This is a genomic window from Streptomyces tatrensis (assembly GCF_049310065.1).
Taxonomy (GTDB): domain Bacteria; phylum Actinomycetota; class Actinomycetes; order Streptomycetales; family Streptomycetaceae; genus Streptomyces.
The window spans coordinates 37686-55399 of sequence record NZ_JBMDLB010000003.1; the positions used below are offsets into that span (position 1 = coordinate 37686).

Consider the following 17714-nt stretch of genomic DNA (forward strand, 5'->3'; position numbering starts at 1 on the left):
CCCGGACCGAAGGTGAGGCGAACCATGCCGAGTAGCAGCTTCGGCGTGTTCGGCCGTGTGGTTCGGGTCAGCGACTCGAACCACACGGACGAAGCCGTCCGCTCTCTCGTGCCCGACCGTCGATTTCGCACCGGCCTTGCCGACTTCCTGTGTTTCCTCGTTCCCCTGGCTATCGAGGAGCAGAGCCGTCTTTCCAACGCGCGGATCGACAGCATGCGAGAAGAGCTTCTCGACACCATCGCGGCACACGGAGACGATCTGCTGTTCGGTGGTGCCCACCGGAAGCCGGCGCGGGTTGCCCTGGCGAAGGCTCTCGCGCTCTTGGCCACGGCTGAAGGCGGCGTCACCATCCTGGGCGTGCACGCCTGTATAGCGATGCACGAGGGCTGCCCGGGCTTCGAGCCCGGGGAGGCCACGGCGCCCTCGTCCGACAGCGATTCGTTGTAGCTGACCCGTCGGATCCCGAATTCCATTCAACGCTGTGGCCGCCCGCCCAGGCAGTCATCACCAGAGGAGTCATTCCATGCCAGACGCCGAAACCAGCAGGGCCGCCCGCGACCGCTCCGACTCGTCGCCGGGCAGGGCTCGCTTGACGTCGGCCCGAGTCGTGGTGCGCGCCACGCGTAGCCACACCGTCGACCAGGCCCTGACGGGGCTCGGAGTCGTTCGCCTGTCGGCGTACAAGGTGAAGGACCTCCCTGCGGAGGCGCGGCCTGCTGGCTACATGTTGCACGACACACGCCACCCGTCCGGGGCCGTCGTGGCGATCCTCACCGCTTGCGGCCCTGATCGGACCACGTTGATGGCTCGACTGCGTTCCCACCTGGAGCAACCCTCGGTCGGCTACTCGGTGGAGCACCTCGAAGGACTCACCGACGACCAGGCCGTCGTCCGGCGGGCGAACGCAGACGAGCTGCGTCGGCGCAGGGCAGGTGCTCTGGCATCCTCCGCGGAACCCGCTGCAGCGGCCAGGCCCCGACAGCGCCAGAAGCCTGAGGAAGCAGGGCAGAAGGGCTTGTTTTGAAGAGGATGCACATCCATCCTGCCCGAAACATCACGCACGTCCAGCCGTACAGTATTGCTTAATTGCAATTAACGCCGTAGGCTCAGGCTACTGGCTGCGGCACTCGCCGCGCACCTCGGGGGCGCCAAGACGCCCGTCCCCCCGCAACACCACAGGACCGCCCGCATGGCTTCTCGACGCGCTCGCCCCCCGTTCCGCTTCCGCGACGCGGGACACCGCGATCTCGACGCGTTCATGACCCTGATCCGGCAAGCCGATCCCGACGACCCTTCGCCGTTCAACTCGGCCCGGTTCATGCTCGGAATGGAGCACGAACCGCCGCTGTCCCACAACCTCAACCTCTGCCTCATCGCGGAGGACCAGCGAGGCAAGCCCGTCGGCGCACTGCTGGCAGGACCGCCGGACTGGGTTGTGGAACATCCAGGCCTTCTCGGATCCCCGATGACCCTGGCCCTCGTACAGCGCATCACCATGATCCAGGGGGTGGCCGTCGACCCGAAGTACCGCGGGCGAGGTATCGGAAGCGCCCTGATCCGGCGCGCCGAACAGCGCTACCGACATGCCGGCTGGGGACTGTCCATGCTCATCCACGCCCCCGTGCTTGAGCCTTTCTATCGGCAGCTCGGGTACGTCTCCGACCCCGGTCTCCTGATGTACCTTCCGGCGCACCCTCTGATCGGTCAGGATTTCCTGAACATGCGTACGGCGCTGAAGCCGCTCGCCACCGAGGTACGTCTGGCCAACGTGTTGTTCGCGCCATGCCCCGTCATCTCGGGGCTGCTTCCCGGCACACAGGTCCCGCACCACGCATGGTTCGACGGCGCCGCGCTCCGCCACTGACCCAGCCCGCGCCGTCGGGCCGTTTACTCCCACGCCAGAAAGTCATCCATGCCCAACCGCGAAGCAATCGTGCACGTTCTGACCCAGGACGTCCTCGGCAATCAGCGCTGGAACGGCCGGACTCGTCAGTGTGAGTCCATGCCCACCAGCACCTACCACGACATGGTCGACGCCGCGGCAGCGATCGTCGAGCGCGCGGCCGGCGCCGTCGACTGGTCCCGGCTGCTGTTCGAGGCGGCGTCCCGCCACGCGTTGTTGCACCCCGCCCGCCCCGCTGAGGACGACCGGCGGTACCCCTCTCCCGTCGCCGATCTGTGCGGCGAGTGCCTCCGTGAGGCGCTTCTCGCCGACGACACCGGCGCGCAGGATTGGACGGCCCGTCCGGCATCGCCCCGTGCGCACAGCGGCGCGGACTGGCCCGCGATCGTGGCCGCCGTTTTCCCGCACCGCGCCGCGGCCTCCTGGCACCCGTTCCAGAAGTAGCCCGCGCCCGCGCCCCACCCCTCACCTCTTCTTCAGGAGCCCTTCATGCCTGTTGCTCGCTACGCACTTCAGTACGCCGCCCAGCTCGCCCAGTTGCTGGGGCCCGGCTGGAGCACGTCAGGTTGCGACTCCTCGACGGTCGCTGTCCTCGACGGTCCCGGCATCGCACTCGCTGTTTCCACCACGGCGCCGATACGGTCGCGCACCAAGGTCCGCGTGGAGATCCGTTCCCGGGGCGACCTGGTGTGGCGCAGGCGCACGGACTACGACGGGCAGGTGTTGGGAACCATAGGCGACCCGGCAGCGGTCGCCGACGCCATCCGCACGGAGATCCTTCCGGCCTGGAAGAGTCTGGTGGCGGATCTGGAAACCCGCACAGTGCAGGCCCGCTCAGCCATCCGGGAATTCACGCCCCTCGCTGCCGAGGCGGTAGGCGGGGGCGCCTCGGTCGCCTACGGTTCTCGCCCCGGAGTGGCCGACATCCGCTGGGATGGCGGCCACGCGGTGCTATGGGCAGGCGACGACGGCCTCATCTCCTCGCCGGCCATCGAGATCACCAGTGCGCGCGGTGCCGCCGCTGTGCTCGCCTTGCTCCGCACTGCAGTGGGCAATGTGCCGGACCCCAAGCGGTTCAGCGTCAGCGACATCGGGAGCGCCGCCGCCCGGCTGCTCGGCGACGGCTGGTCCTCGACGCCTTGGCAGTGGCACGACGGCGCATCCATCGAGCACCGGAACGGCCCGGCCGGCGGGTACACCCTCGCCGTCCACGACGGCCACCTGTACGTCGCGGCGAACCTCCGCGACGCAAATCGCACCTTCCTGACCGGCGTGTCCACCGCCGACAGCCTGGGGCACCTCGGCGCCGCCGTCGTCGCCGTCGTGCGCAGTATCCACAACGACGGCTGAGCGCCTCCCGGTAGACGACTTCTACACGGCCATCGGCCTGCCGGAGCGCCCCAAGCATCTCGTCCGCGCCGACCGGACACCGGCACCTCCTCCGTCCCGGATCGACGGAGCGCTTCGCGTGCTCGCCCGCGGCTCCGCCATCACCTCGCCGACGCACCGGGCGATCGGCTGGCGAGTCACCGCCGACGAAGTACGCCTCCATGTCGGGGCCGGCGGTGAGGCCCTCGTCCATCGGGAGGTCGCCGAGCTCCAGGCCGCCCTGACGGCGTGGCTCCGCCTCAACCCGGCCCCCGGCACGCCCGCGGTGCCGGCGCCGTCTTCCGGGACGGAGTCGGGCACCCGAGTCCCGTCACCGACAAGGGCTGACCGGGCACGGGTTGGGGGACGTCGGCAGGGTGGCACATCCGGCTGACGGGAGACTGATCCCACTGCCATCATCAGGCGATGGAGTACTTCGCGCTCACGTCCAAGACGACCGGGCACGACCCGGCCGATGTCACACCTGCTCTCCGGCAGGCCTGGGATGCCTGCGCCGCGGTTCCCTGCCCGAAGTGCCACGTTGCGGCGGGCCAGTACTGCCGTAACCCGATCCGGGGCGTCTGGTACGTGACCCGCTTCCACAAGCCCCGGCAGACCGCGGCGGATGTCCCGAGCGTGCTGGGGCCGGTCGGCGTCCACGGACTCAGCTGGGCCAGGGGCACCGGCGTGTTCGCGTGGGACGACCGCCTCATTCCAGAAGCACCGTGACCACCAGGTTCCAGACCCCGCCGGGCCGTCCTCCGCGAGCGTGATCCGCGGGCGACAGCGGGAGTCAGGCGGCCGGGCCGGCCGGGAGTCCTCGATCAAGGGCCTGGTGGGTCATCCCGAAGCCGAGAGGGCGAGGTCAAGGGTCGCTTGGGTTAGGTTCACCCGTATGAACGTCACCCCTATGAACTCATTGGCGCAGGTGTACGACAGGGAGTTCCGGGTGCGGGGCCTGCGTGAACAGGGCTGGGGACGGGGCCTGTTGGCCGTGGCCGTACTCATCTGGCTGTGGCTGGGGTACTTGCTCGTGTTCCCCTTCAGCGTCGACGGCCACCGCGGTGCTATCGAGTGCAAGTCCCGCGCCTTCCACGAGACCGGATATCTCCGCGAGTCCTACCGCGTGGACGAGGGAGACAGCTGCGACGGCGCGCGCGACTGGGGCCCGATCACCGCCGGCCTGCTGCTCTCTCTTCCCTTCGCTATCGGGGGCGCCGGCCTGTTCGTGTCGGGTACCTCGACGCTCCGCACCGCCGCGTACGCGGCGGACATCGCCCGCCTGAACAACGAGGAGTAGTCCTCGTGGGGATGGCAGAAGCCGAGGGACCGCCCCACCGCATGGGCCGGTGATCTAGCGTGAGGCGTCTGTCGGCCCTCAGAGCAGAGGAGTTGAAGTGGCTGAGGTCTGGATTGGTCCGCGCAGGTACGCCACGAAGAAGGCGCGCCAGGGGGCTGTGCAGGACATCCTGGCCCGCTACGGCCACGGGCAGGTCGTCGACCAGGAGGACGACGACCTGCTGCTGCGGGACCTGCTCAACATGCACCCCGACGCAACGGAGAAGGTCGGTCCAGGCGTCGACTACTTCCGTGTCATCGCCACGCCGCGCGGCAATCACAAGGGGCCCGAGGCAGTTCTGGTGAACGGGGACAAGGTCGCCTTCTCCTACCAGAAGTGCCTGGAGGCGCCCACGCACAGGCAACGCGTCCTCGCCGCGATGCGCACGGAGATCCAGCCCCAGGTGAACAGCTACTTCGAGTCCCGCAACGAGGCCAACACCCTGGTCTCCGACGAGACCGGACAGCCCTTGGACACCAGCGACACGCACGTCTCCTACTTCCGCGGCCCTCGGTTCCACGACATCGCCGTGCAGTTCGCGGGCGAAGCTGGTGGCTGGGACGCCGTCGAGCTTACTTCGGAGACCGCACGCGGCCTGGCCTTGTTCACCGATCGCAAGCTGGCGGAGCGCTGGCACGCTCACCACCGTGAGCACGCCGTGCTCGGCCTGCTGTCGTCCAAGGAGAACCTGCGCCGGCCCCACGCGTAGGTTTCCGGACCGGGGTCAGGACCGCATCGCATCGTCCCGGCCCCTCAGCTGGCCCCTACCCCTGGTGATGGAATCCGCTCAGGGCGGGACCGAGGGTGATGGTGAGCTCGACCTGATCGTGGGCAGTCAACTGCTCGATGCCGGCACTGTCGGCGAGCGCTTGGGCGTCGGAACGCAGGATGGTTGTGACCGTGGGGGCGTTTTGGTCGTCGAGGGCCAGCGCGAGGGGCCTGGCGGTGCCCATGGCGATCCAGCCGAGGCGAAGACCTTGGTACTCGACTCGGATGGCGTTTGGGTCCGCCGGGTTGTGTAGGTCTCGTACCAGGTCGAGAAGGGTTCCCGCCGGGAGGCTGGCGAGGAGCCAGACGTTGTCGGCATGCTGGACGCCGCGCAGGGGGGTGGTGAACGTTCCCCGGCCGCTGAGGATCGTCTTTTGCACGGTGCGGGGGCTGCGCCGCTCGGCGCTGCGGATGAGCAGGGCCGCGACGCTCGGGGTGGTGATGGCGGTGATCTGGTCAGTGGTCAGGTCGCAGAGCCAGCCGGTGAAGTCGGTGAAGGACGGTTCGGGAATGGGGCAGCGTGCGGCCAGATCGATCGCGGCACCGCGCTCGGTGATGCCCAGGCTCGCGGCGTAGCAGGCGGGCGCGGTGTCGACGCCGTACTTGAGCATGGCCGGCAGGGCCGCGAGCGGGCCTTCGACGGTGATGCCGTGGCGGGTCTCCAGGATCTGGAGGATCGAGGAGACGACCCAGGCGAGGTCCTGGACGATCACTTCGTCGATGTACGACGCGGTGACGGTGATGTCCTTGGCGTTGAGGACCAGCTGATAGTCGGTGTGGAGCTCATGGAGCGTCTCGCCGTTGATCCAGTCAGTGGCGAGCTGGACGACGACGTCCAACGGCCGGCCCTTGGCGGTGGCGCTACGGCGAAGTTCCTGAATCCCGGTGGCGGCGGTCAGGACGATCTCCCGCAGGGACCGCCATCCCTCGGGGGCGAGCAAGTCCGGGAACACGGTGAGGGCGAGGGCGAGTCCTTCGGCGGCGGTAACCGCTTCAAGGCCGCCTTTCAGGCTCAGCCCGGTGCGCAGGACGGCCGCACGGGCGCCCGGGTCGGGGAACTGGCGGGCGAGTGCTGCGACACGGCTGGCGGTGAACCCGACGAGCGGCTTGAGGGACCAGCCCTGGGCGCCGATCTGGTGACCGCCCAGGGTGTGCGAGAGCAGATCGTGCGCGGCGTCCTCCAGAAGCTGCTGGTCGGGGGTGTCGATGACCTCCTCGGCGAGCATCGTCAGGAGCTGGAGGTCCAGGGCCTGCGCCCAGTCGGTCAGCTCTTCCTGCTCTGATTCGGGGAGGTCGAGCTCTGGTGTGGGGAGTTCGAGATCGGTGAGGTTTTGTCCCGGGGCGGGGCGGGCACCCAGCCTCGCGACCGTGAGGCGATGGTAGAGCGCACCGATGGTGGACAGGACCGGCTCGATGTTGCCCTTGTCGAGATAGCGGCGCCGCAGGTCGCGGGCGTCCTTGGCGTTCTTCGCGATGAGGACGACGTGGCCCTCGGTCTCCTGGAAGGCGCGGCCGGCACGGCCGGCGGCGTTCCAGAATTCGCGGACGGGGATCTGTGTTTTGCTGCGCCAGGTGCTGTGTACCAGCACGGTCTTGACTGGCAGGTTCATGCCCTGGGAGAGCGTGCTGGTGGCACAGAGCACCCGCAGTGCGCCGTCGCGGTAGGCGCGCTCCAGCAGGTGACGGACGGCTTGCGGGACTGTGCCGTGGTGGTAGGCGATGCCCTGGATCACCATCGTGGTGAGGTCGTGTTCCTCGCCGAGGTGTTCGGCGATCCTCTCGGAGAGTGCCAGGCGCTGCTCGCTCAGTGTGGGCCCGTGCCAGGGCGAGGAGTCCGTGCCGAGTACGGCGTTGCCGGTCTTCCCCAGCGCCTTCTGCAGGGCGTGCGCGGTGGCCTGCGCGTACGCCGGCTGCGTCGTGGAGATCAGTACGGGGCCAAGGCGTTCGAAGTGCAGCGCGAGTGCGGCCGCGACGTCCTTGGCGTCGCGCGGGGACAGCCGGGTGCGGTTGAGGCGGCGGGTGAGTACCCGGGGCACGAAGAAGTCGTCGCCCTGGGCGGTGCCGTACTGGATACCGCCGCTCTGCCCGTCCTTCTCTTGGCCCCACCAGGAGAACACCCCTGTGCGGAGCTGGGACGGCGACCAGTCGGTCTCAGCGTGGTTGCTGCCTTCGGCGGTGGGCTCCAGCCAGCGGGCGATGTCTTCGCCGTTGGGCAGGACCGCCGACAGCAGGACGATCCGCGCGAGCGGGGTGGTCCGGCGGATTCGGGTGAGGACCATCTCCAGGCGCAGCCCGCGGGCGGACCGGTCGATGGAGTGTCCTTCGTCGACGAGGACCAACCGCAGCCGGCTCGCGAGTTCGGGGGTGTTGCGCAGCAGCAGGTCGAGTTTCTCGGTGGTGACGACGAGGACGTCGGTGAAGTCCAGGAGGTGATTCTCGTAGCGGACGTGCTCGGAGCCGCCGAAGAGGGAGGAGACGCGCAGGCCGACGAGTTCGAGGCTGGCGGCGAGGTGCCGTTCCACCTGGGCGGCCAGTGCGCGGGTGGGCACCACGTAGACGGCCAGCGGCGGGTCCATGTAGCGCAGCAGCATTCCGAGGGGGCTGTCGTCGCCCTTATCGGTGCCGGTCAGGGCGTGGAGGATGGCCCATTCGGCGATGTGGGTCTTGCCCGCGGAGGTGGGCATGGTGACCGTGAGGTTGTGGGCCCGGGCGTCGAGCAGGCCGGCGTCGAGGGCGGTGCGCTGGGAGGGCCACACCTGGGTGAGCGGGCGGTCGGAGACGATCAATGCCTTGAGGTAGCGCTCCCAGGTCCTGGACCAGCTGGAGGCGCGGCGCAGCAGGAGCCACGGGGAGGTCGCGACGATGTCCTCGACGGCGTGGGCGAGGGAGTCCACCAGGGTCCAGGTGTCCACGACGGAGGCCTGGAGCAGGATGCCCGCGGCCTGCTGCAGGTCGGTGACCGCGGCCCGGCCGGCCGTACGGTCACCGGTACGCCACAGCGCGGCCAGCGAGCGCGCCGAGCGGCCGACGAGGCCGTAGGCGGCCAACACTGCGAGGTCAGCTTGCTCGGCCCGGCCCGCGGCGATGGCGGCGGTGAGCTCACGGCCGAGTAGCGGCAGTTCGTTGACGGCGGCGGCGCCGAGCTGGGCGACCGCGTCGATGTCGCGCTGCAGGACCGCGGCGGCGGCCGCGGCGATCCGGTACGGAGCGGCCGCGGTCAGCCCTTCGGAATCGGGCATGTCCCCGTAGGCGAACAGCTCCCCGACCTCCCGCTGGAAGTCGCGGGCGATGGCGGTGGCGTTGGCCTGGTAGCCCGCCAGACCCCACATCGTCGCCGAGATCGCCAGCAGCTCGATCCGAGCCTCCGGCTCACCCGCCCGCGCGGCCAGGTCTGCGTACGCCTGGGCGATGTCCGGCAGCGGCCCCGGCTCCGCGCGGCGCTCCCGCGGGCTTCGGGCGAGCTGCCCAAGCCGGGCGAGCGAGAGGCCGCGGCGCAGCGCGTCGGGGTCGTAGGTGTACTCGGCCGTTCCCTCGGTGCTGATCTGCTTGGCCAGGACGTGGGAGCGCAGCTGGCTGCGCAGGGACGCGGACGCCTCGCCCGTGGCCAGGGCCTCTTCGCCGAGGCGCCGCACGGCCCCGCCGTCGTCCCTCACGCTGTTCCCGCCGTTCCGTTGCCCTTGCCGCTGCTGGTGGTGCTGCCGGGGGCGGTCTCGGCAGCGTCATAGACCCGGCCGATGAACTCGCGAAGAGCCTCGATCTTGACGACGGTCAGCTCGGTGCGCTGCGTCACCTTCGCGCCGAGCCCGGCCACGATGTCCTCTTTCCACGTCTTGGCGTCGTGGACGAAGAGCATGTGCCGCTCCACCTGGCGCCGTCCCGGCTCACGCAGCAGCGCGCCGAGCCGGCGCGCGAGGAACACCTGCCCGCGCTCGTTGCAGCGCGCCATGAGGAAGGTGATGCTCTCGTCCAGCCGGCCCAGCACCTTCTCCAGACTGTCGTACGCCTCTTCCCCCACCCTGTTGTCCCGGGAGGCGCGGGTCTTCACCTCCGGCACCGCGATCGCCGGGGGGTCCTGCCGGAAACGGAACGCCAGCACGTCCGTGCCCTGCACGGCCTGCGCCGGAGTCTGCTTGTAGCGCAGCTTCAGGACAGGGACGCACCAACGGCGCACCTTCCGGTAGAGCGCGCCGGTGACGATCTCCCCGAAGTCCCCGTGCCGAATCTTGCGGTCCACGGGGAACTTGTTCACCCGCAGGTAGCCCGCGACCTCTGGCGCACCCAGGTCGTCGAAAACGTTGGCGAGCTCGCCGGGGGCCAGGTAATTACGCATCACCTCGTGGCCAAGCTGTCCGATGAGCTCGTCATCGTCGAGCAGCCCACCGTCAGCGAGCAGCTGGTACTCCAGCAGCCCTTCGGGCTGGTCCACGTCCTGCGGCTTGAGCCACTTGTCGAACACGCGCCCTCTGTCCTCTGATGCAGGGCCTCAGCAGCCGTAGGATCCCAGTATCTGGGTGGACGTCGCATCGGCCGGGGTCAGCCGGTGAAGCCCACCTCGGACAGCGTGTTCGAGGACCAGCGGTTGGTGCGCCCTGTCGATCGGCGTGACGGTCATCCGCTCCAGCCCGTCGTCATAGGTGATCTGTGATGCCTTCGGGAACTCGCGTTCGCTCGCGTACGGGGTGGCGTGCAGGCAGTGCCCTGGGCCGCCGAGTTCCCGGTGATACCGGGCCATCTGGTCGGGGAAGATGTAGGCGGCGGCTTCCGGCGCCGCCGCGCCTGCGCAGCACAGCACCGCGGTGGCGAGAGCGATGTGCCACCAGTGCGCACCGAAGCGCCGGAACACCGTCCTCGCGGCGAAGAACACGGCGTACGTCGCGACGGCCGTGACGACGGCGATGACTGCGTACGCCGTCGTCCGGTGGTCGCGCCAGAGCCTGGACTCCAGCGCGAAGTATGCGGCCGCGCTGAAGGCGATCCATGCGGTGCCCATCGCGATCCCACCGGCAGGCGCGGTGTAGTCCGGTTCACCGCGGGCATCGCGGGAGACTCGAATCCGCGAACTGAACGCCACATCTCCCCCTGAGCCCGATCGGCCGCTCGCCCCTGGGCCGCCGTCGATGCACCCTACGGCACCGTACCGACCGGCGTGCCCCGTTCATTCTGACTGTGCGACCCGACCGGGCCCGTCTCCCCTTCCAATAGCTGTCGCTCGCTGCCGCACGGGGACTGGCCGGGGGCCTGGCCTAGTCCCGGTCCAGCCAGGCGACTACTCCTCGTCTGTTAGTCCCCGTAGTCGAGGGTCGCCGATCGGCCCGCCGGCCAGAGGCCGGGGCCGGCTCGGCAGGACGCCGCTGACCGCCGCCTTCCTGGGATCCAGCGCCCGCTCCACCAAGTCATGCCAGTCCGTGGCCTGAGCAAATGCCTTGTCTGCGAGATGGACTCCCCACCGCAACAGATCAGTCCACGCGCGAAGGCGATGTACCGCAATCGTGCATGCGAAGCGAGGGCCCTTTCCGCAGGCCGTATGCCGAGTCACCCAGGCCACCGGCCGTGCCCCCGGGGTGGTGCGGAACACCGCGCTCGCGTCCGCGCCGGCCCGCGCGCGCCAGCGTGACAGGGCACGCTCGGCAGCCGCGACGTCGACCTCGACCATGCCCGCCCCGTCAGGAATGGACTGCAGACAGAAATCGCATACCGCGACCAGGTCGTACTCCATCGAGCACCTCCGGCCGGATGCTTCCCTCGTTCGGTAGTCACCAAGCCGGGCCGTTGCTCGGAAGGCTTCGACTTGGCAGGGGTACGTCCTCTCCTGGGTCGGACCACCAACCTGACGGAGACGGCTCCGGAGAGTAAGAATCGCCCGCCCTTACACCCCACCGCTGTGGGACTGACGCGCCCGAGAACGGGACCGTTCGCCGGACCGAAGGCGGTCCACCCCGCATATGTCGCAGGCGCTCACGCCCGGCTGGACGAGTACCCGCCGCGCCTGGTCGCCGGTCAGGACGGTCTCGCCCCCGGCTGGGAGCCAGCAGTCCGCGTGGTGGACCAGCCGGGCGTCGGGAATCATGCCCTTCGGGCACACGACCCAGCGGTCCCCAGGGGGCGGCCACGCCGGTGCGGCAGTCGCTGGCCGGTCCGGTCCGGGTATGCCTGCTGCTGCGGCTCCCCCGGTTCTGACCGCGTGGTAGGAGACGCCGCTTACGGGCCGTACGTAGGCGGCCGGGAGGGTGACCTGCTGCTGCGCCGCTTCAACGCAGCCGCTGGCCGCCTCCTGCCACACCGTGATCGTCACCTTGCCCAACCACCCACCCGCGGGCGACCTCGACCACCCCAGCAACCCCCCGATCAAGGCCTGGCCGTCCGGCAGCACCACCCGGACGGGCGGCGGGTCATGCGAAGGGGCGTTCTTCATACCCTTATCGTATAAATGTTCGACTCAAAGGTCATGTCGAGTCTCCGATGCCCGCGCTGCAGACGACTGACCTTGATCCGCGTCGGGGTGCCCATCAGGTTGCAGTCCGGCCGGACTGCAACCCCGAACCCACCTTCCGCTGAGGCGTACTTGAGCCGTGTACGTAGGCTGCGCCCCGACACCGGGCACACGGCCCCGTGCGGCACGGACCGACCTGAGGGGCGGCCGGAAGGAGGAGTTCGTGCACGGCATCACTCTCGCGGACCGGTACCGGTTGGTCGGCCGTCTGGGAGCCGGCGGGATGGGCGAGGTGTGGCGCGCGGTCGACGAGCGGCTCGGGCGCCAGGTAGCGGTGAAGGTCCTCAGCCGTCCCGAGGACGACGTCCTGGCACTGCGGCTGGAGGGTGAGGCTCGGGCTGCGGCCGCGCTGTGCGATCCGCACGTCGTCACCGTGCACGACGTGGGCGAGGCCGTGGTGGACGGGTCCGTGGTCGTCTATCTGGTGATGGAGCTGGTCGAGGGGCCGTCTCTCGGGCAGGTCGTGGCCAGCGGACTGCCGGCGGTTGGTGATGTCGTGGCCTGGGGGGAGCAGATATCCCGCGGCCTGCAGGCCGCCCACTCCGCGGGACTGGTACACCGTGACATCAAGCCCGCGAACGTCCTGCTTTCCGCCGGCGGCCGGGTGAAGGTCTGCGACTTCGGGCTCGCCCGGCGTGCCGATGCGGTCGGCCATGCTCTGACCGGGACCGTGGCAGTGATTGGGACCCCGTCGTACATGTCTCCTGAGCAGGCCCGCGGGGACGCTGAGCTCGGCACTCGCAGCGACCTGTACTCGCTGGGGTGCCTGTTGTTCGAGCTGCTGACCGGCATTCCGCCGTTCACCGGTGATGGATGGCCGGTGTTGCTCCAGCACCTTCATCAAGCACCCGTGCCGGTCCGCTCACTGAGGCCCGAGGTCCCCGCTGACCTCGAGCTCCTCGTGGCACAACTGCTGAGCAAGGACCCCCGGCGCCGGCCCGCGAACGCGGAGGACGTCGCCCGCCGACTTCAGGCCCTTTCGGTAACCTCCCTGCGGGTCGCCGAGTCGGTCGTCGCCCTTGCCGTCGCGGCTGGAACTGACACCCGGTCCCGGACCGCTCCCGCCCCGACAGCGGTCGCGACGATTGCTGCCGCCTCTGGGCGCAGCCCCGAGAGGGGCTCACGGCCACCGTCCTGGAGGGCTGGGGCTTTATCGGCCGCGTTGGTCGCCGGGCACTGATGACGTTCACCGGCCTCTCGGCGGTGATGAGCGTCCTGGTCGGGCTGCTGGCCGGCGGCTACGTTGCGGTGGGCTCCTGGCTGGAGGCGCGGCATGAGGAGGCCCACGGGTCGGGTAGCGGCGAGAGCGTGGTCGGGGTGTTCGCGGCGTTGATGATCGCTTCGGTGATCATGGTGGTGCTCCTGGGCTGGAGTGCGGTGCCGTGGTGGGTGGCGATTCTCGTGGGCATGGGAACCGGTCCGGCGCTGGCGACGGCTGCAGCGGTCATAGAGGACTTGGTCCAGCAGGTAGTGCGCCGCGGCAGACGGGTGGCGGAACTGGCCTCTACAGCCGGTCTGCTCAGCGGGTCCCTGTCCTGCGCCCTTCTCGCCATTGGGTCCCAGATCTCGGGCATGGGGATTTTCGCAGCGGGAATCGGCGTCTGGATCGCGAGCAGCATGGCCGTCGCGGCGCTACTTCCCGCACCCAGGCCGGGACCGCCCCAGCAGTGAGCTGGCAGCACACCGGCGACAGAGAGGCGCGGCGATCCGGCGGTCTGCTAGCGGCCGGTACCGCCTGCTAGCTATCGTGATGGGATGGCGAAGCAAACGAACATCAGGTTGGACGAGAGCACCAAGGCGGCCGCGGAGGCCCGGGCCCAAGGGCGTGGCTTGAGCCTGCAGCGATACGTGGCGGATTTGATCGAGCAGGACGTGAACCAGTCCCGCGCGGCCTTCATGGGCGGCGCCTCAGCGTTCCTGGCCGCCTACGCCGGCGAATTCGATTCGGAGCTCGGTGAGGACCGGTATCCCGGCCTCCCGGACGGGCTGCCGCAGACCGCGCCGAGGGACGCCGCGTGAACCTGAAGATCGACCTCGCCTGGATCCTGGCAGTGGCCCAGCAGATTCCAGGCGACCCGCTGGTGGTCGATTACGGGGTGCCCGTGGCCGCGGAGGCACGCCACCGTGCCGAGGTCCTGGACCAGGAGGTCTACCCCGAGCCCCATCACAAGGCCGCGGCGCTGCTGTGCGAACTGGCCAGGAACCCCAGCCTGGAAATGCGCAACCTGCTGTTCGCCGCCACGGTCACCGCGGCCTACCTCTCGGCTTGCGGCCTCCCGGTCGCGGCCGGCCTGGACACCGTTCTGCCCCTGGCCCGCGAAGCCAGGGACGGGCTGCCAGTGCGGGAAGTAGCCACTCGGCTCAAAACCTGGACGAGCTGACCTCCTGCTCGTGCGCCTGTACCGGAGAGAAGCGCCCGGTGGGTCGTGCGCGTGGACCATGCAGCCCGTCCGCGACGAGGAGTCCTTGGCCCAGCCTCTGCCATCTGCATGTTCCCCCTGACCAGAGGCATACGGCCCGGCCATCTCCTCGCGGCGGAGGCGGCCTTCAGTGCTCGCCGGCGGCCTCATCGCCGTCGTCGTCAGTGTGATGGAGCCCCAGGGGCTCCATGAACTGGGGAATCAGCGCCATCCGCGCAGCGGACGTCGTGGGCCACTTCGTGCCACTGCCCTTGGTCATGCCCGTAGGAATGTCTATCCGGCCGGGCAGGAAGAGCGTCTCGTCCAGTGCAGCGGTCCCCGTTGCAGCCTCTGTGGTCTGTCTGTCCGGCGTTTCGTTGCGGTCCATTGATCCCCCTCGTTGTGGCGTCCGCGTCCGGCGGATCCGCGGTCAGTGTGTCATCCAGCGCTGCCAACGATGTGGGGCCAGGTCCGGGCACGTCCCTTCCGCGGTGTGCCATCTCATGAGATGGATGGCTTCATTCCGGGCCAGACGCACATAAGCCCCGACCGACTGCACCGGGGCTGGCCGGCCCTCCATGTCCTGTATCCCGCACCGGACCCGCCGAGCACGCTCAACTCGCGAAAGGCTGAACAGAATCCTCCTCCGGGAATGGTCTGCGGATCAGCTGTCCGGCCAGATACCGGAGGCCGTCGGGATCCGAGTACCGTGCTCCGATGGCATCGGCTGCGGCTTCGAAACGCTGCAGCCCCTTTGGCAGCGCCAGATAGCCGCTCTGGACCGACCACCGGGCTGCCGGAAGGTCACCGAGCTCCAGGTACTGGTGTGCCAACTGCTGGGCAACGTGCGCGATTGCCCGGGTCATCTCCTGGACATACGGCTCTGCCCACTCGTACCAACCCTGGCTGATGACGCCAGCGAAAGGCTGGCCGTCAACAAGATCCAAGGCAGCTCGCAGATCGCGGATACCGCCTGGTGACGCGTCATCCTGGCCGCGAGCAGCGAGTTCCTGGAATTGCTGCCAGTCGCTGGTCACCGAGGAGGCAAGAATGTACTGGCTCTCCACGGTCCACTTGGGGAAGTGAGCGGGTCCGAGCCAGGCCCGCAGGCGGCTCATGGCGGTGTTGCGGCTGTCGGCGCGGATCCTCCGGCCGGGCCACAGTGCCCCATCCAGAGCGTGGCGGTCGCTCCCCGGGTTGAGGTGCAGCCACATGGCGGACTCGGTAAGCCGGGAGATGCGCCGGGATTCGCAGGGGCCTTGAGCACCGCGGACTTGTGGAGTTCCCAGCACGACGAGCTCGATCCCGGGCGACGGCCCGGAACGGGAGGTTGACGCCCAAGCATCCATTTCGTCCTGTTGGACGGACCGACAATCCAGAGCCCGCCGGTTGGGCTCTGACCCCATCAGCGAGGGGAGCAGGCCTTGTAGTACGCCGAGTGTGATTGACCACCCCTCGGCAAAGACCTGCTCCCGATCGGTCCCCTCGGCCGTGGCGGACAGAGACCAGGGTGTTGCCGGGCGCAGCATCTGCCATGCGATGTGATCGGGCGGGCAGAGCGTCCGGATAACGATCAGTGCGGCGGCGCGCCAGCGTGCGAGGGTGGCAATCGGGCTGTTGATGTCGAGATGTTCGGCCTGCTCGAGCAGCCCTTCTACGGCGGACCTGGCACGGTGTGCGGCGCCTACTGCCGCAGGGCGGCCTTCGGCGAACAGGCCGGCGTGAGTACGTGTGGGCGCCGTGGTCATTCTGCCTCCATGATCGGAGCGGCCCGGACGGGTGCTCATGCATCCATCAAGGTGCGCACGCCCGTGTCCCGCTGGCCGATCTCCGGGCTTTACCGAGCCGTGATCACATCGTGAGGCGCATAGCGCTGACGCGGCGGGATGCCAGCCCGTTGACAGCAGCAAGGGCCTCGGGGTGCCGCCATGCGAGACACCGAGTGGCATTGCTTAATTGGCATGCATTAAGTAGAATTAGAGCAACCCGGGTGGGTGGCACACAGGGCCCCACACCGGTCTCGTGCTCCACCCCAAGGGCCAACGCCAATCCAGGAGAACCCCTTGCCGTTCCACTCCCCCACCGAGATCCAGCTCCACATCGGCGACAACCCGGTTCCGGCCAGCAGCACGTTCGACCGATTCACCGGCCGGGCCCGCTACCACCTCAACGGCCATGGGGTCCGGGGCAACTTCATCGTCATTCCCGAGACGGTGCCGGGCTCCGACAGCAGTCACGTCCGGATCGAGTACGGCGACCATCCCGTTGGCGGACCACAGAACGCTCGGATGAACGAGCCCAGGATTCGCCGCACCCGTGTACGCGGTGAATGCGGGCCGCTCTCGGTCGACGCCTCTACCCCGAACCGTCAGCTCAACGTGCGTGGCCAGTGGGTCCGGTCGGACGGAACGGTGGACGTCCTACCGTTCGCCACGCGCCACCATCTGACAGAAGTCGTACGAGCCATCGTCGCCCACTGGGCTACCCGACCGAACCGGGACGGCCTCATTCGGGCTGCCGCACGCCACGCCCAGCAGCAGCCCGACATTCCGGCCAGGGCATATCGAGAAGCGGTGGAACGTGAACTGGCCGACATCCGCGCCCAGATCGCGCCCCACTGGAGCCAGCTCCAGCGGCTGGAGGCAATCGCCCAGGCACCCGCCCCCCAGCTCCCCACGATGCCGGACACGGTTCGCATCGATTTCCACGACCCCGCCACCGGCGAGACACGGATACTCTCCGCCCGCCCCCAGCTCAATCCGCACGACGGAACAATCACGTACACCGTGACGCACGGTGCCACGGTGCGCGGCGCCTTCACGGTCGGCCCCGACCGGTTCAGCCCCGACGCACTTCCCGGCGGCGTGACCGTACTGCTCGGGACCACTCGCCGACTCGACGGGATCGGGCGGGAAGACGAGCCGACAGTCAACGGAGCTCGGGTGAGCGGCTCCTGGAACTGCGCCGATCTTCAGCAACTCACCCCGGCCCTGCCCGAGATCATCCCCGGCATTCAGAGGGCGGACGTCTCCTTGAACCGGCCCCTGACGGCCGCCTCCTCCGCACGGATCAGTGCGGTCATCCGGGCCCTGGCCATCGCTTACCGGGACCACGTCTCAGTGGAAGCACTGCGGCTGGCCGCTGGGAAAAGCCGTGTCGACCAGCTACGCCAGGCTCCAGTCGAAGCGGTGGTCGCACTGCGCCAGCGGGAGGCAGCCGCGCAGGCACGCATGAACGCCGCCCTCGAAGCCGATGCGGCCTTCGCCTCGCTGTCCGCGTAGCGACAAGGGTGCCGCGCCCCGGCGCGGCACCCTGTACAGCCCCACCAACCCACATCAGCCGTGTGAGAGCGCCGTCGTGCGCCCCGGTGAAGCCAAGGACACTCCGCCGAGATCGGACCGGCCCAGCCGGCATGTTCGCCAAGAGATCCCCGGCGGCCCCGACCTA

20 protein-coding genes are annotated in these 17714 nt (G+C 69.1%); 13 read left to right on the forward strand and 7 right to left on the reverse strand.

The window, feature by feature from the left end; all coding sequences use genetic code 11:
* Positions 1 to 24: 24 nt before the first annotated feature.
* The 8 genes from ACODT5_RS00825 to ACODT5_RS00860 all read left to right on the forward strand — a co-directional run bounded on the left by ACODT5_RS00825 (position 25) and on the right by ACODT5_RS00860 (position 5319).
* The gene (locus tag ACODT5_RS00825) at positions 25 to 447 is read left to right on the forward strand and encodes a hypothetical protein (protein WP_422517193.1); all 423 of its coding nucleotides are present in this window, start codon (positions 25 to 27) and stop codon (positions 445 to 447) included.
* Between the two features lie 76 nt (positions 448 to 523).
* The gene (locus ACODT5_RS00830) at positions 524 to 1024 is read left to right on the forward strand and encodes a hypothetical protein (RefSeq protein ID WP_422517194.1); all 501 of its coding nucleotides are present in this window, start codon (positions 524 to 526) and stop codon (positions 1022 to 1024) included.
* A gap of 165 nt (positions 1025 to 1189) precedes the next feature.
* A complete protein-coding gene (locus ACODT5_RS00835; protein ID WP_422517195.1) occupies positions 1190 to 1864 on the forward strand; it encodes a GNAT family N-acetyltransferase in 675 nt (224 codons plus the stop codon).
* Positions 1865 to 2002: 138 nt separating this feature from the next.
* Positions 2003 to 2347: a hypothetical protein gene (locus tag ACODT5_RS00840; protein ID WP_422517196.1), complete on the forward strand. Its 345-nt coding sequence runs from the start codon at positions 2003 to 2005 to the stop codon at positions 2345 to 2347.
* Between the two features lie 45 nt (positions 2348 to 2392).
* Positions 2393 to 3253, forward strand: coding sequence for a hypothetical protein (locus ACODT5_RS00845; protein WP_422517197.1), 861 nt, complete (start codon positions 2393 to 2395; stop codon positions 3251 to 3253).
* Positions 3254 to 3697: 444 nt separating this feature from the next.
* Positions 3698 to 4000, forward strand: coding sequence for a zinc finger domain-containing protein (locus ACODT5_RS00850; RefSeq protein ID WP_422517198.1), 303 nt, complete (start codon positions 3698 to 3700; stop codon positions 3998 to 4000).
* A gap of 166 nt (positions 4001 to 4166) precedes the next feature.
* Positions 4167 to 4571 carry a hypothetical protein gene (locus ACODT5_RS00855; protein ID WP_422517199.1) on the forward strand — a complete coding sequence of 135 codons (405 nt, stop codon included), beginning with the start codon at positions 4167 to 4169 and terminating at the stop codon, positions 4569 to 4571.
* A gap of 97 nt (positions 4572 to 4668) precedes the next feature.
* Positions 4669 to 5319, forward strand: coding sequence for a DUF3223 domain-containing protein (locus ACODT5_RS00860; protein WP_422517200.1), 651 nt, complete (start codon positions 4669 to 4671; stop codon positions 5317 to 5319).
* Positions 5320 to 5374: 55 nt separating this feature from the next.
* On the opposite strand, the gene ACODT5_RS00865 is transcribed toward ACODT5_RS00860, so the two are convergent.
* From ACODT5_RS00865 to ACODT5_RS00885, 5 genes are all read right to left on the reverse strand, one after another.
* On the reverse strand, positions 5375 to 9031 hold the full coding sequence (locus ACODT5_RS00865; protein ID WP_422517201.1) for a DEAD/DEAH box helicase: 3657 nt from the start codon (positions 9029 to 9031) through the stop codon (positions 5375 to 5377).
* Positions 9028 to 9834, reverse strand: a complete 807-nt coding sequence (locus ACODT5_RS00870) for a Hachiman antiphage defense system protein HamA (protein ID WP_422517202.1) — start codon at positions 9832 to 9834, stop codon at positions 9028 to 9030. The genes ACODT5_RS00865 and ACODT5_RS00870 overlap by 4 nt, the downstream gene beginning before the upstream one ends.
* A 27-nt stretch (positions 9835 to 9861) precedes the next feature.
* Positions 9862 to 10368 carry a hypothetical protein gene (locus tag ACODT5_RS00875; RefSeq protein ID WP_422517203.1) on the reverse strand — a complete coding sequence of 169 codons (507 nt, stop codon included), beginning with the start codon at positions 10366 to 10368 and terminating at the stop codon, positions 9862 to 9864.
* Between the two features lie 276 nt (positions 10369 to 10644).
* Positions 10645 to 11094: a hypothetical protein gene (locus ACODT5_RS00880; RefSeq protein WP_422517204.1), complete on the reverse strand. Its 450-nt coding sequence runs from the start codon at positions 11092 to 11094 to the stop codon at positions 10645 to 10647.
* A gap of 150 nt (positions 11095 to 11244) precedes the next feature.
* Positions 11245 to 11790, reverse strand: a complete 546-nt coding sequence (locus tag ACODT5_RS00885) for a DUF6233 domain-containing protein (RefSeq protein WP_422517205.1) — start codon at positions 11788 to 11790, stop codon at positions 11245 to 11247.
* A 241-nt stretch (positions 11791 to 12031) separates the two neighbouring features.
* Between ACODT5_RS00885 and ACODT5_RS00890 the strand changes: the two genes are divergently transcribed.
* The 4 genes from ACODT5_RS00890 to ACODT5_RS00905 all read left to right on the forward strand — a co-directional run bounded on the left by ACODT5_RS00890 (position 12032) and on the right by ACODT5_RS00905 (position 14249).
* Positions 12032 to 13048 (forward strand): serine/threonine-protein kinase, encoded by a 1017-nt coding sequence (locus ACODT5_RS00890; RefSeq protein ID WP_422517206.1) that lies wholly within the window; start codon positions 12032 to 12034, stop codon positions 13046 to 13048.
* On the forward strand, positions 13048 to 13539 hold the full coding sequence (locus ACODT5_RS00895) for a hypothetical protein (protein ID WP_422517207.1): 492 nt from the start codon (positions 13048 to 13050) through the stop codon (positions 13537 to 13539). Before ACODT5_RS00890 ends, ACODT5_RS00895 begins: the two co-directional genes overlap by 1 nt.
* Before the next feature lie 84 nt (positions 13540 to 13623).
* Entirely contained in the window at positions 13624 to 13887 is a 264-nt protein-coding gene (locus ACODT5_RS00900; RefSeq protein ID WP_422517208.1) for a hypothetical protein, read from the forward strand.
* Complete coding sequence (locus tag ACODT5_RS00905; RefSeq protein ID WP_422517209.1) at positions 13884 to 14249, forward strand: hypothetical protein; 366 nt, start codon at positions 13884 to 13886, stop codon at positions 14247 to 14249. Before ACODT5_RS00900 ends, ACODT5_RS00905 begins: the two co-directional genes overlap by 4 nt.
* A gap of 166 nt (positions 14250 to 14415) precedes the next feature.
* Here the strand turns inward: ACODT5_RS00905 and ACODT5_RS00910 are convergent, their stop codons facing one another.
* Positions 14416 to 14655, reverse strand: a complete 240-nt coding sequence (locus ACODT5_RS00910; RefSeq protein WP_422517210.1) for a hypothetical protein — start codon at positions 14653 to 14655, stop codon at positions 14416 to 14418.
* A 226-nt stretch (positions 14656 to 14881) separates the two neighbouring features.
* On the reverse strand, positions 14882 to 16015 hold the full coding sequence (locus ACODT5_RS00915; protein WP_422517211.1) for an AfsR/SARP family transcriptional regulator: 1134 nt from the start codon (positions 16013 to 16015) through the stop codon (positions 14882 to 14884).
* Positions 16016 to 16330: 315 nt separating this feature from the next.
* Between ACODT5_RS00915 and ACODT5_RS00920 the strand changes: the two genes are divergently transcribed.
* Positions 16331 to 17548 carry a hypothetical protein gene (locus ACODT5_RS00920; protein ID WP_422517212.1) on the forward strand — a complete coding sequence of 406 codons (1218 nt, stop codon included), beginning with the start codon at positions 16331 to 16333 and terminating at the stop codon, positions 17546 to 17548.
* Positions 17549 to 17714 lie beyond the last annotated feature (166 nt).

Bases quoted from the DNA above. Each gene is read 5' to 3' on its own strand.
- ACODT5_RS00910 (WP_422517210.1), bottom strand. From the start codon at position 14,655: ATGGACCGCAACGAAACGCCGGACAGACAGACCACAGAGGCTGCAACG.
- ACODT5_RS00855 (WP_422517199.1), top strand. From the start codon at position 4,167: ATGAACGTCACCCCTATGAACTCATTGGCGCAGGTGTACGACAGGGAG.
- ACODT5_RS00840 (WP_422517196.1), top strand. From the start codon at position 2,003: ATGCCCACCAGCACCTACCACGACATGGTCGACGCCGCGGCAGCGATC.
- ACODT5_RS00895 (WP_422517207.1), top strand. From the start codon at position 13,048: ATGACGTTCACCGGCCTCTCGGCGGTGATGAGCGTCCTGGTCGGGCTG.
- ACODT5_RS00825 (WP_422517193.1), top strand. From the start codon at position 25: ATGCCGAGTAGCAGCTTCGGCGTGTTCGGCCGTGTGGTTCGGGTCAGC.
- ACODT5_RS00830 (WP_422517194.1), top strand. From the start codon at position 524: ATGCCAGACGCCGAAACCAGCAGGGCCGCCCGCGACCGCTCCGACTCG.
- ACODT5_RS00900 (WP_422517208.1), top strand. From the start codon at position 13,624: ATGGCGAAGCAAACGAACATCAGGTTGGACGAGAGCACCAAGGCGGCC.
- ACODT5_RS00915 (WP_422517211.1), bottom strand. From the start codon at position 16,015: ATGACCACGGCGCCCACACGTACTCACGCCGGCCTGTTCGCCGAAGGC.
- ACODT5_RS00850 (WP_422517198.1), top strand. From the start codon at position 3,698: ATGGAGTACTTCGCGCTCACGTCCAAGACGACCGGGCACGACCCGGCC.
- ACODT5_RS00880 (WP_422517204.1), bottom strand. From the start codon at position 11,094: ATGGAGTACGACCTGGTCGCGGTATGCGATTTCTGTCTGCAGTCCATT.
- ACODT5_RS00875 (WP_422517203.1), bottom strand. From the start codon at position 10,368: ATGGGCACCGCATGGATCGCCTTCAGCGCGGCCGCATACTTCGCGCTG.
- ACODT5_RS00835 (WP_422517195.1), top strand. From the start codon at position 1,190: ATGGCTTCTCGACGCGCTCGCCCCCCGTTCCGCTTCCGCGACGCGGGA.
- ACODT5_RS00845 (WP_422517197.1), top strand. From the start codon at position 2,393: ATGCCTGTTGCTCGCTACGCACTTCAGTACGCCGCCCAGCTCGCCCAG.
- ACODT5_RS00885 (WP_422517205.1), bottom strand. From the start codon at position 11,790: ATGAAGAACGCCCCTTCGCATGACCCGCCGCCCGTCCGGGTGGTGCTG.